Source organism: Lysobacter daejeonensis GH1-9 (assembly GCF_000768355.1).
Lineage (GTDB): Bacteria > Pseudomonadota > Gammaproteobacteria > Xanthomonadales > Xanthomonadaceae > Aerolutibacter > Aerolutibacter daejeonensis.
Genome location: NZ_AVPU01000046.1, coordinates 1 through 12395 on the forward strand (window position 1 = coordinate 1; position 12395 = coordinate 12395).

Consider the following 12395-nt stretch of genomic DNA (forward strand, 5'->3'; position numbering starts at 1 on the left):
CAGGTGGGTGGGCTGGGCTGGCCGGTCGCGGGCGCCCTGCTCGCCGGGTTCGGCGCCACGATGCCCGACGGGCGCCGCAGCGACGGCCTGCTGATCGGCGCGGGCGCAGGCAACAACGTCAGCGCCGTGGCCGACGGCGACGTGGTGTATGCCGAGTGGATGACCGGCTACGGCCTGCTGCTGATCGTCGACCACGGCAACGGTTACATGAGCCTGTACGCGCACAACGACGCGCTGCTGCGCGACGTGGGCGACCACGTGCGCAAGGGCCAGCCGGTGGCCACCGTTGGCAGTTCCGGCGGGCATGGGCGTCCGGCGCTGTACTTCGAGCTGCGCCGCAATGGCCAGCCGGTCAACCCGGGCGTCTGGCTGCGCCGCTGAGCCGGCCGGCGCCGAACCCGGTTAACGAAAGCTTCCGCCACGCTGGGTAAGCATCCGGGTTCCCCCGGCGGCGGGAAGCGTGCAGGATGATCGAACCCGTGTGCGGTTCCGTGGTCCAAGGCCATGCCCGCCGCGCAGCATCCACCGGAGTCCGCATGCCCCTTCGTCGTTCCCTGCCGCTCGCCGTGGCCTTGGCCCTGCCGCTGGGCGGTGTGTCAGCCCAGCAGGCCCCCGCCACCGAGTCGCCGCCGTCGGCGGAGGCGCTGTCGACCGCCAGCGATTCCAAGGTGCCGCTCGACGAGATCCGCCGCTACGTGGCGGTGTACAAGGCGGTGAAGCAGGCCTACGTCGAGCCGGTGGACGACACCCGGCTGATGCAGTCGGCGATCCGCGGCCTGTTGCTCGACCTGGACCCGCACAGCGTGTACCTGCCCAAGGCCGACGCCGACGAGTTCGATGAGCAGGCGCAGGGGCGCTACGACGGCATCGGCGTGGAGATCTTCCGCCAGCCCGATGGCTTCCTGCGTGTCATCGCGCCGATCGACGACACCCCGGCGATGAAGGCCGGCATCAAGGCCGGCGACCTGATCGTTGCAGTGGATGGCAAGCCGCTGCGCGCCGAAGAGGGCGAGGACAACGAACCGCTGCGTGGCCCGCCCGGCAGCAAGGTGATGCTGACGGTGGTGCGCGAAGGCGCGGCCAAACCACTGGAAATCAGCGTGCAACGCGAAACCATCCGCGTGGCCAGCGTGAAGGGGCGGATGCTGGAACCGGGTTACGGGTACGTGCGCATCGCCTCGTTCCAGGCCGACACCGCCGCGGACTTCGAACGCCAGCTGGGGCTGCTGAAGGAGCAGGCAGGTGGCCGCCTGCGTGGCCTGGTCATCGACCTGCGCAGCAATCCCGGCGGCCTGCTCAACGCGGCCGTGCAGATCGCCGACGACCTGCTCGACAGCGGCAAGATCGTCAGCACCCGCGGCCGCATTCCGATCAGCGATGCCGAATTCGGTGCCACACCGGGAGACCGCCTCGACGGCGCCGCGGTGGCGGTGCTGGTGGATGCCGGCTCGGCCAGCGCGTCGGAAGTGCTGGCCGGCGCGCTGCGCGACAATGGCCGCGCGCGCGTGGTCGGCAGCCGCACCTTCGGCAAGGGCAGCGTGCAGACCGTGCTGCCGCTGGACAACGGCGACTCGGTCAAGCTGACCACGGCGCGCTATTACACGCCCAGCGGCAAGTCGATCCAGGCGCTGGGCATCGTGCCTGACGTCGTGTTCAAGCCCGGCAAGGACAGCGCCGATTCGCGTCCGGATTACACCGAGGCGAGCCTGCCCGGCCACCTGCGCGGTGATGGCGAGGGCGACGGGCTGCCCGGCAGCAATGCCGGCGACGTGCTGGAAGGCGATGGGTACATCGCATCCGCATTGGCGGAATTGAAGAAGCCGGCAACGGCCCGGTCCAAGCCGGCCATCAAGCCGCGCTGAGCACGGCCGCATGGCCGTGTAGCCCGATGGTCACGGATGACGATCAGCCTATGGAGCGCCGTGCCGCGCGTCCCTAGCATGCCCTGACGCCCGCACCCCGCGGGCCCGGCAATGACAGGGACGCATGCTTACCATCCGCAACCTCTGCAAGACCTACGCCAACGGCGTCCACGCGCTCAACGATGTCAACCTGGACATCCCGCGCGGCATGTTCGGCCTGCTCGGACCCAACGGCGCCGGCAAGTCGTCGCTGATGCGCACGCTTGCCACGTTGCAGGATGCGGACCGCGGCAGCGCCACGCTGGAGGCCGAGGGCGGCGGGCACATCGACGTGTTGCGCGACAAGGACGCGGTGCGTCGGCAATTGGGCTACCTGCCGCAGGATTTTGGCGTGTACCCCAAGGTCAGCGCTGAGGACCTGCTCGAGCACTTCGCCGTGCTCAAGGGGCTGAGTGAGCGCAAGCAACGACGCGAGGTGGTGGATGGGTTGTTGCGCCAGGTCAACCTCTGGGATGCGCGCAAGCGCAATCTCGGGGGCTTTTCGGGCGGCATGCGCCAGCGCTTCGGTATCGCCCAGGCCTTGCTGGGCAGCCCGCGCCTGGTGATCGTCGACGAGCCCACCGCCGGCCTCGACCCTGAGGAGCGCAACCGCTTCCTCAACCTGCTCGCGGAGATCGGCGAGCGGGTCGCGGTAATCCTGTCCACGCACATCGTCGAAGACGTGACCGACCTGTGTCCGACCATGGCCATCCTCAACAAGGGCCAGGTGCTGTTGACCGGTCGGCCGGTGGACGCGATCGATGCGCTGCGCGCGCAGGTGTGGCGCAAGCAGGTCAGCAAGGCGGCGTTGGCCGAATACGAGGCCAACCACACGGTGCTGTCGACGCGCCTGGTCGCGGGGCAGCCGGTGATCCACATCTTCGCGCCGCAGTCGCCGGGCGCGGGCTTCGAAGCGGTCGCGCCGGACCTGGAGGACGTGTACTTCCAGCGCCTGCGCCAGCACGCCAAGGCCGCCTGACGGAGCCACGCCATGATCCTCGAATTCTTCCGCTTCGAGTTGCGCGAGCAACTGCGATCGCCGCTGCTGTGGGTGTTGGCCAGCCTGTTCGCGCTGCTGGCATTCGGTGCCGCTGCCAGTGACGCAATCCAGATCGGGGGCAGCATTGGCAATGTCCACCGCAATGCGCCCACCGTGGTGGCCACGCTGCTGGCTGCCTTTGGCCTGCTGGGCATGCTGATCATCCCAGCGTTCGTGTCGGGCGCGCTGTTGCGCGACTTCGAGCTGGGCACGGCCGACCTGTTGTTTTCCAGCCCGGTGCGGCGTCGCGACTTCCTGCTCGGCCGGCTGGGCGCCGCGCTGCTGGCCAGCCTGGTGGTGTATCTGGTGATCGCGGCGGGCATCTTCATCGCCCAGTTCATGCCGTGGATTGATGGTGCGCGCCTCGGGCCGGTGCTGCTGTGGCCCTATGCCTGGAGCTTTGCGGTCCTGGTCCTGCCTAACCTGCTGTTCACCGGGGCGCTCATCGCCTTGCTGGCGGTCACCACCCGCAGCCTGCTGTGGGTGTACCTCGGTGTCATCGGCTTCCTGGTGGCCTACGGCGTGAGTGGCACGCTGCTGCGCGACCTCGACAACGTCTGGCTTGCCACCCTGCTGGAGCCTCTGGGCATCCGTGCCCTGGGGCGCACGGTGCGCTACTGGTCGGCGGAGGAGCGCAACAACGGCCTGCCGGCATTCGCTGGTTACCTGCTGGTCAATCGCGCGGTATGGCTCGCCGTGACCGTGGGGATGTCTGCGGCTGTGTTCGCCCTTTTCCGCACCCAGCGCGCGGATACCGGCCGCGGCTGGCGCCGCGTCGCGGCGGCACCGCCCACCGCGGCAGCTCCGGTCTCGCCATCAGGCGGAGTGCCGCCGCGCGCGACGCCGCGCTTCAGCGCGGCCACGACATGGGCCCAATTCCAGCATCAGGTGCGCTTCGACACCCGCGGCGTGTTCCGCAGCGTGCCGATGGTGGTGATGCTGGTGTTCGGCCTGGCCAACTTCATTCCCGCCGCACTCAACAGCGAGCTGTTGTACGGCACGCCCGTGTACCCGGTCACCGCGCAGGTCCTGGGCACGTTGCAGGGCAGCTACAGCTGGCTGCTGGTGGTGATCGTGATGTTCTACGCTGGCGAGCTGGTGTGGAAGGAGCGCAGCCAGCGCATCCACGAGGTGACCGATGCGATGCCGGTGCCGGGCTGGGTGCCGTTGGCGGCGAAGTTCACCACGCTGCTGGCGGTGATCGTGCTGTTCCAGCTGATCGGCAGCCTGGCGGCGATGGTCGTGCAGCTGGGCAAGGGGTACACCGCGCTTGAGCCGGTGCTGTACCTGAAGCAGCTCGCGCTGAACTCGATCCCGTTCGTGCTGATGGGGGGCATGGCGCTGTGCCTGCAGGTGCTGGCCAACAACAAGTTCGTGGGCTACGCCTTGCTGGTGCTGGTCATGGTGCTGCAGGCGGTGATGGGCTACCTCAACCTGGAACACAACCTGTACACGTTCGGTGCCTGGCCCAACGCGCCGTACTCGGACATGAACGGCTACGGCCACTTCCTCGTCGGGCAACTCGCGTTCCAGGGCTACTGGATGCTGTTGCTGGTCGCGCTGCTGTGCGGGGCGGTCGCGCTGTGGGCGCGTGGCACCGACGCTGGTCATCGCGCCCGCGTGGCGCGGCAGCGGATGCGCGGGCGCCTTGGCGTGGCCTTCGTCCTGGCGCTGCTGTCCTTCGCAGCCGTCGGCGGGGTGCTGTACTGGAACACCAACCTCCGCAACACCTACCGCAGCAGCGACGACGAACTCGACCTGCAGGCGCACTACGAGCGCGAGTACAAGCGCTACGCCCAGGTGCTGCAGCCGAAGATCCTGGCGGTCGATGTCGATGTCGACCTGTATCCGGAGCGCCAGTCGATGCGCGTGGAGGGGCGCTACCTGGTCCACAACCCGCATGCGCAGCCGTTGCGGGAAGTGCACGTTGCGATGCAGGACGACAGCACGTTGAGCCGCATGGACCTGGGGCCGGCCAGGCTGCTGAAGCACGACAAGGACGTTGGCTACCGCATCTACCGGCTGGCACAACCGCTGCAACCGGGTGAACGACGCGAACTGCGCTTCACCGTGGACACGCACCCCACGGGCATAACCAACGGCGTGGCGCAGCATGACGTGGTCGGGAATGGCACGTTCTTCAACAACCGCCTGCTGCCGTCCTTCGGTTACCAGCCGCGCTTCCAGATCGACGACCGCAACGAGCGCCGAAAGCGCGGCCTGGGCGAACCCGAACGCGCGGCCAAGCTGGAGGATGTCGCCGCGCGCAACGCGCACCAGCTCGACGACGATGCCGACTGGTTGGACTTCAAGGCGACCGTGTGCACCGCGCCGGACCAGACCGCGCTGGCGCCCGGTTACCTCAAGCGCGAGTTCACCCGCAACGGCCGTCGCTGCTTCCGCTACGAGATGGACCGGCCGATGGTCAATTTCTACGCGGTGCTCTCGGCACGCTGGCAGGTGCGCAAGGGCGCGTACAAGGGCATCCCGATCGAGATCTATTACCACCCGCAGCACGCCTACAACGTCGACCGGATGATCGAGGGCGTGCAGAAGTCGATGGCTTACTACGAGGCCAATTTCGGCCCGTACCAGCACCGCCAAGTGCGGATCATCGAGTTCCCGGGCTACGAGTCGTTCGCGCAGAGCTTCGCCAACACGATTCCGTACTCGGAGAACATCGGCTTCATTGCGGACCTGCGTAACAAGGACGCGATCGACTACGTGTTCTATGTCACCGCGCACGAGATCGCGCACCAGTGGTGGGGGCACCAGGTGGTGGGCGCCAACGTGCAGGGGGCGACGATGCTGGTGGAGACCCTGGCCCAGTACTCGGCGTTGATGGTGATGGAGCACGAGTACGGCCGCGCGCACATGCGCACCTTCCTGAAGTACGAACTGGACAGCTACCTGTCGGGCCGTGGCGGCGAAACGGTCGAGGAACAGCCGCTGTACCGGGTGGAAAACCAGCAATACATCCATTACCGCAAGGGCTCGCTGGCGTTCTATCGTTTGCGTGAGGAACTCGGCGAGGCCGCGGTCAACCGCGCGCTGCGTGGCTACCTCGTAGAGCGGCGCTTCGGCGGCGCCCCGTACCCGACCAGCCTGGACCTGCTGCGTCACCTGCGGGCGCAGGCGCGTCCGGAGCAGCAGGCGCTGATCACCGACCTGTTCGAGCGGATCAGCTTCTACGACAACCGGGTGCAGGCGGCGACGGCACGCAAGCGCGAGGATGGCAAGTACGAGGTCACGCTGAACCTGCATGCCGGCAAGCACTATGCCGACGGCAAGGGCAAGGAACGGATTGCGCCGCTGGATGATTGGATCGAAGTCGGCGTGTTCGCCCGTGCGCCTTCGGGACGGGAGGCAGACCAGCCGGTGCTGTATCTGCAGCGCCATCGCGTGACGCGAGCCGATCCGGTTGTGAAGGTGGTGGTGGATGCCGAGCCTTACGAGGCGGGCTTCGATCCGTACAACAAGCTGATCGACCGCGTATCCGCCGACAACCGCCGACGGGTCAGCCTGCAATGACGCGCAAGGCCTTGGTGCACCGTCGAGGCCTGTTGTTGCACGCGTGGATGCGCCGGCCATGCAGGCCGGCGCAGACCTTCAACGCGGCTTGGACGGTAGCGGGAAGGGGGTGATGACCTTCTCGCCCGTGGCGGCATCCCGGATCGCGGACTGGCCCTTGCGCGCCACTTCCTCGATCCGAACGATGCTCTGCATGGGCAGGTGCAGCACGCGGGTGTTGCCGAACTCGTCGCGCAGGCGCTCCTCGGTGGGGTCGATCACCACGCCATCATGGACGTCGAACACCAGCTCCGAGACTTCGGTGAATCCCCACAGCGCGCCGGATGCCACCTGGTGCGCGTACAGCTCGTACACCTTGCCGGCATTGAGGAACGTGACTTTGTACAGCGTCTTGGCCATGCGCCGATTATAGGCGCCGGCGCCGCTCAGAAGCCGCGCTGGCGACGCAGGCGGCGCGCGATGCCGGCGCGCGTGATCAGCGCGAAAACGCCGCCGAAGGCAAAGCCTGCCAAATGCGCAGACCAAGCCACCGCACCGAACGCCGGACCGATGTAGGTGAACACCAGTTGCAGCGCCGCCCATACGCCGATCAGCAAGGGCGCGGGCACCTTCACGAATTGCAGGAACAGGCCCAGTGGCACCACCACGCCGAGCTTGGTGCGCGGGAACAAGGCCAGGTAGGCGCCGATCAGCGCCGAGACCGCGCCACTGGCGCCGATCACCAGCCGATCCGGTGTGCCGATGATGATCACCGCGACCAGGTTGGCGAACGCACCACCCAGCAGGAACAGCGCGAGGAACCGTCGCGAGCCCATGGCGCGTTCCGCCGGTACGCCGAAGATCAGCAGGAACACCAGGTTGCCCAGCAGGTGCGCCCAATCGGCGTGCAGGAACAACGCGGAGAACAGGCGCAGCGCGCTACCGTCGTGCCAGGCTTGGGACCAGGCGTCCAGTGACGCCAGTCCGCCGGAGAGGGCGCCCCACTCAGTGATCCAGCGGCGCTCCACCGCCTCCGGCGCCACCTGCAGGCTGATGAAGCACGCCCACAGCACCGCAAAGAGCAGCGGCGTGGCCCAGCGGATGACCGGCTTCCTGCGCGGGGGAAGGGCGACGAACACGGCTCAGCATCCTTGCCGATCGGGTGCCCCAGCATACCTGAACAGGGGCTGGAAAATGCCTATTACCCGTTCATTTTCAATGGGTTGTGGCATTGTTAGCGTTCGGTTAAAGGGCGCGATATAGTGCATACGGCGTCGTACGTCGGGAGGGGTTTCCGGCGTGTCTGGGCACGAGTTCCCGCCCCGCGAATGGCCGAAAAACACAACACTCCAGTGGAGACTACACGCATGCAGCACGTACATCGCATCACCCGCCTTTCGGCGCTGGCGCTTGGCATCACCGGCGCTCTGGCCCTTGGCCAGGTCCACGCGTCGGGCTTCCAGCTCAAGGAGAACAGTGCCAAGGGCCTTGGCAGCGCGTTCGCCGGCACCGCGGCCAAGACGGATGACGCCTCAGCAGTGACCAACAACCCGGCCGCCATGGCGCGCATGTCGGGCACCACCGTGCAGGTGGACGTCACCGCCATCGACCTCAGCTACCAGTTCGAGGGCACCGGCACCGCCGCCAACGGCGCGATGCCGCTGACCGGTGGTGACGGCGGCAATGCCGGCGACGTGACGCCCGTGCCGGCGATGTCGGTCGTGCACAAGTTCGACAACGGCCTGGCGCTGGGCGCCATGGTCAGCGCGCCGTTCGGCCTGAAGACCGAGTACGAGGACGGCTGGCAGGGCCGCTATTTCGCGCACACCTCCGACGTGAAGATCGTCGACCTGACCCTGTCGGCCGCGGTGGACGTGATCCCGGAAAAGCTGTCGGTGGGCGTCGGTGCGATCTTCTCGCGCGCCGATGTGACCCTGTCCAAGTCGGTGGACTTCGGCACCATCCTGTTCTCCAACCCGGCCACCCGCCCGCTGCCGTTCGCCCGCCCGCAGGCGCGCGACGGCTTTGTGGAAGTGCAGGGTGACGACAACGGTTTCGGCTGGCTGGTGGGCGTGCACGCGCAGCCGACCGAAAAGTTGACCGTGGGCCTGAGCTACCGTTCCGAGATCGACTATGACCTGGAAGGCACCGTCGATTGGACCGTGCCGACGGACGTGGCCGCCGTGTTCGGTTCCAGCCCGTTCACGGCCCCGCTGTTCAAGGACGGCAACGTCACCGCCGCGCTGACCACGCCGTCGATCCTGTCGCTGGGCGCCACCTACCAGGTGACCGACAGCTTCAAGCTGATGGCCTCGTGGGCCGAGACCAAGTGGTCGTCGCTGCGCGAAGTGCGCATCAACTTCGTGAACCCGGATCCGGACGCCGTCGAAGATTTCGCGTGGCGTGACACCGAGTTCATGTCGCTGGGCGGCGAGTTCAAGCTCAACGACGCGTGGACCCTGCGCGCCGGCGTGGCCTACGACGAGACGCCGACCCACATCGAGACGCGCACGCCGCGTCTGCCCGATGCCGATCGCCTGTGGTACTCGATCGGCGCGACCTGGGCATTCAGCGACGCACTGGAGCTGAACTTCGGTTACGCCCGCCTGGAGCCGAAGGATCCGGAAGTCGACAGCCACGACAACCAGGGCCACCGCCTGACCGGTCCGTTCGACGGCTATGCCAACCTGCTGGCCTTCTCGGCGCAGTACAAGTTCTAAGTTCCAAGCCGCTGCAAAAAAGAAACCCCGCCTCGGCGGGGTTTCTTTTTGCTTGTCCAACCGGCATCGGATCCGTCTGGAGGCGACCATCGCAGTGCTCGGCAACCAAACGGATCACGGGCCGTGATTTGCCGGACCCTGCGGTGGGCGCCCCCATGGAGCGCCCGCCGGTCGCCTCTCAGTCCCCCAGCGTCAGCAGCGACGCATTGCCGCCCGCCGCCGTGGTGTTGATGGTGATGGTCTTCTCGGTGGTGAAGCGCGGCAGGTAGTGCGGACCACCGGCCTTCGGCCCCGTGCCCGAGAGCCCCTGGCCACCGAACGGTTGCACGCCGACCACCGCGCCGATCTGGTTTCGGTTGACGTAGCAGTTGCCGACCTTGATGCGGCGGCTGATCTTCTCCACCGTCTCGTCGATGCGCGAATGGATGCCCAGCGTCAGGCCGTAGCCGGTGGCGTTGATCGCATCGATCACCGCGTCCAGCTGGTCGGCCTTCCAGCGCACCACGTGCAGCACCGGCCCGAAGACCTCCTTGTGCAGCACGTCGATCGACGGGATCGCGTACGCGCGCGGGGCGAAGAACGTGCCATTGGCGGTCTCGGCCTCCAGTGCCACCTCGGCGATCTTGGTCGCTTCGCGGTCCATGCGCTCCGCGTGGTCGCGCAACATCTTCAGCGCGTCCTCGTCGATCACCGGGCCGACGTCGGTGGACAGCAGGCCGGGGTTGCCGACCTTGAGCTCCGCCATCGCGCCGCCGAGCATGCCAATCACCTTGTCGGCGATGTCGTCCTGCACGAACAGCACGCGTGCCGCCGAGCAGCGCTGGCCGGCCGAGGTGAACGCCGAGCCGATCGCGTCCTTCACCACCTGCTCGGGCAGCGAGGACGAGTCGGCGATCAGCGCGTTCTGGCCGCCGGTCTCGGCGATCAGCACGCCGATCGCGGCGTCGCGCGCCGCGAGCGCGCGGTTGATCGCGCGCGCGGTCTCGGTGGAGCCGGTGAAGGCCACGCCGGCCACGCGCGGGTCGCGGGTCAGCGCCGCGCCGACGGTGGCGCCGTCGCCCGGCAGGAACTGCGCCACGCCTTCCGGCACGCCGGCCTCGTGCAGCAGCTTCACCGCGGCAAAGCCGATCAGGTTGGTCTGCTCGGCCGGCTTGGCGATCACGCTGTTGCCGGCCGCCAGCGCCGCGGCCACCTGGCCCATGAAGATCGCCAGCGGGAAGTTCCACGGACTGATGCACACGAACACGCCGCGGCCCGACAACTGCAGGCTGTTGGACTCGCCGGTCGGGCCGGGCAGCGCCTCGGGCTTGAACAGCTCGCGCGCCTGCGCACCGTAATAGCGCAGGAAGTCCACCGCCTCGCGCACTTCGGCCACGCCATCGGGGATGGTCTTGCCGGCTTCCTGGGTGCACAGCGCGATGTACTGCGCCATGCGCTGCTCCAGCAATTCGGCGGCGTGCTCCAGGATGGCGGCGCGGCTGGCGGCCGGGGTCGCGTCCCACGCGGGCTGCGCGGCCACGGCGTTGCGCAGCGCCAGCTCCACGGTGGCGCCGTCGGCGGCCTGCCAGTGGCCCACGGTCTGGCGACGGTCGGCGGGATTGGTCACGGCGATGTCCGCGCCGGTGATGGTCGCGCCCGGCACCAGCGGCGCGGCACGCCAGGCCTTGCCGGCTTCGGCGTTGACCTGCTCGGCCAGCGCGCGCAGTTGATCGTCGTTGGCGAGGTTCACGCCCATGGAGTTGCTCCTGTCAATGCCGTAGCTGCGGTACAGGTCGACCGGCTGCGGGATGCGCGGATGCGCGATGGATTCGAAGGCGGACACGGTCTCGACCGGGTCCTGGATCAGGTCGTCGATGGCGATGGCTTCGTCGGTGATGCGGTTGACGAAGCTGGAGTTGGCGCCGTTCTCGAGCAGGCGGCGCACCAGGTACGGCAGCAGATCCTCATGGCTGCCCACCGGCGCGTACACCCGGCACGGTACGGCCAGGCGGTCGGCCGGGATTACCTCGGCGTACAGGTCGTCGCCCATGCCGTGCAGTTTCTGGAACTCGAAGTGCTGCGCGCGGCCCATCGCCTTCGCGCGCTGCCAGATGCTGGCGATGGTCTGCGCGTTGTGCGTGGCGAACATCGGGTAGATCGCGTCGCTTGCCTCGAGCATGCGCCGCGCGTTGGCCAGGTACGACACGTCGGTGTTGGGCTTGCGGGTGAACACCGGGTAGCCCAACTGGCCGTCGACCTGCGCGCGCTTGACCTCGCTGTCCCAGTACGCGCCCTTGACCAGGCGCACGGGGATGCGGCGGCCGGTGCGTCGCGCGAGGTCGGCGATGAAGTCGATCGCCTCCGGCGCGCGCTTCTGGTAGGCCTGGATGGCAAGGCCGTAGCCTTCCCAGCCATCGAGCGAGGCGTCGCTGTAGGCGCCTGCGATCACATCGAGTGACAGTTCCAGGCGGTCGGCTTCCTCGGCGTCGATGGTGAAGCCGATGCCGTACGACTTGGCCAGCTGCGCCAGCTCCAGCACGCGCGGAGTCAGCTCGGCGAACACGCGCGCCCGCTTGGCGTGCTCGTAGCGCGGATGCAGCGCCGACAGTTTGACCGAGATCGACGGCACGCCGAACACGTCCTGGCCGAGGTAGTTGCCGCCCGGGCCGCTCTTGCCGATCGCGTGGATCGCGTCGCGGTAGGCCTGCAGGTAGCGCAGCGCGTCCTGGGTGGTCAGCGCGCCTTCGCCCAGCATGTCGAAGGAGTAGCGGTAGGCGGCGTTGGCGCCCTTCTGCGAACGCGCCAGCGCCTCGCCGATGGTGCGGCCCATGACGAACTGGTGGCCCATGATCTTCATCGCCTGGCGCACCGCCAGACGGATCACCGGCTCGCCCACCCGCCCGATCAGGCGCTTGAAGGCGTTGTGCACGTCGCGCTTGGTCTCGTCGGCCAGGTCGACCAGGTGGCCGGTCAGCATCAGGCCCCAGGTGGAGGCGTTGACCAGCACCGAGTCGGACTGACCCATGTGCTTCTTCCAGTCAGCGTCGCCCAGCTTGTCGCGGATCAGCTTGTCCGCGGTTTCCTGGTCGGGGATGCGCAGCAACGCCTCGGCCACGCACATCAGCAGCACGCCTTCCTCGCTGCCCAGGTCGTACTGGCGCATGAAGGCCTCGATCGCGCCCTGGTCCTGGGCGCGGGCGCGCACGCGGCGCACCAGGTCGGCGGCGGTGGCCTGGGCGGCGGCGC

General features: G+C 68.0%; 7 protein-coding genes and 1 pseudogene. 5 read left to right on the forward strand and 3 right to left on the reverse strand.

All coding sequences use genetic code 11. The annotated features are described in order from the left end of the window. The 4 genes and pseudogenes from N800_RS14310 to N800_RS14325 all read left to right on the forward strand — a co-directional run. Positions 1-381: murein hydrolase activator EnvC family protein (locus N800_RS14310; protein WP_036140162.1), on the forward strand; the 381-nt coding region annotated here is incomplete at its 5' end. A 155-nt stretch (positions 382-536) separates the two neighbouring features. After that, a pseudogene (locus N800_RS14315) lies at positions 537-1847 on the forward strand (S41 family peptidase); the annotation flags it as partial. A gap of 139 nt (positions 1848-1986) precedes the next feature. Continuing rightward, positions 1987-2880 carry an ABC transporter ATP-binding protein gene (locus N800_RS14320; RefSeq protein ID WP_036140164.1) on the forward strand — a complete coding sequence of 298 codons (894 nt, stop codon included), beginning with the start codon at positions 1987-1989 and terminating at the stop codon, positions 2878-2880. A gap of 12 nt (positions 2881-2892) precedes the next feature. After that, positions 2893-6471 carry an ABC transporter permease/M1 family aminopeptidase gene (locus tag N800_RS14325; RefSeq protein ID WP_036140167.1) on the forward strand — a complete coding sequence of 1193 codons (3579 nt, stop codon included), beginning with the start codon at positions 2893-2895 and terminating at the stop codon, positions 6469-6471. Positions 6472-6549: 78 nt separating this feature from the next. Here the strand turns inward: N800_RS14325 and N800_RS14330 are convergent, their stop codons facing one another. Then, positions 6550-6870, reverse strand: coding sequence for a DUF1820 family protein (locus N800_RS14330; RefSeq protein WP_036140169.1), 321 nt, complete (start codon positions 6868-6870; stop codon positions 6550-6552). 26 nt (positions 6871-6896) lie between these two features. Continuing rightward, positions 6897-7589, reverse strand: coding sequence for a rhomboid family intramembrane serine protease (locus N800_RS14335; protein WP_036140172.1), 693 nt, complete (start codon positions 7587-7589; stop codon positions 6897-6899). A 228-nt stretch (positions 7590-7817) separates the two neighbouring features. On the opposite strand from N800_RS14335, the gene N800_RS14340 reads away from it, so the two are divergent. Next, a complete protein-coding gene (locus tag N800_RS14340) occupies positions 7818-9170 on the forward strand; it encodes an OmpP1/FadL family transporter (protein ID WP_036140174.1) in 1353 nt (450 codons plus the stop codon). 178 nt (positions 9171-9348) lie between these two features. On the opposite strand, the gene putA is transcribed toward N800_RS14340, so the two are convergent. Continuing rightward, the coding region (gene putA / locus N800_RS14345) for a bifunctional proline dehydrogenase/L-glutamate gamma-semialdehyde dehydrogenase PutA (RefSeq protein ID WP_036140176.1) at positions 9349-12395 on the reverse strand (3047 nt) is incomplete at its 5' end.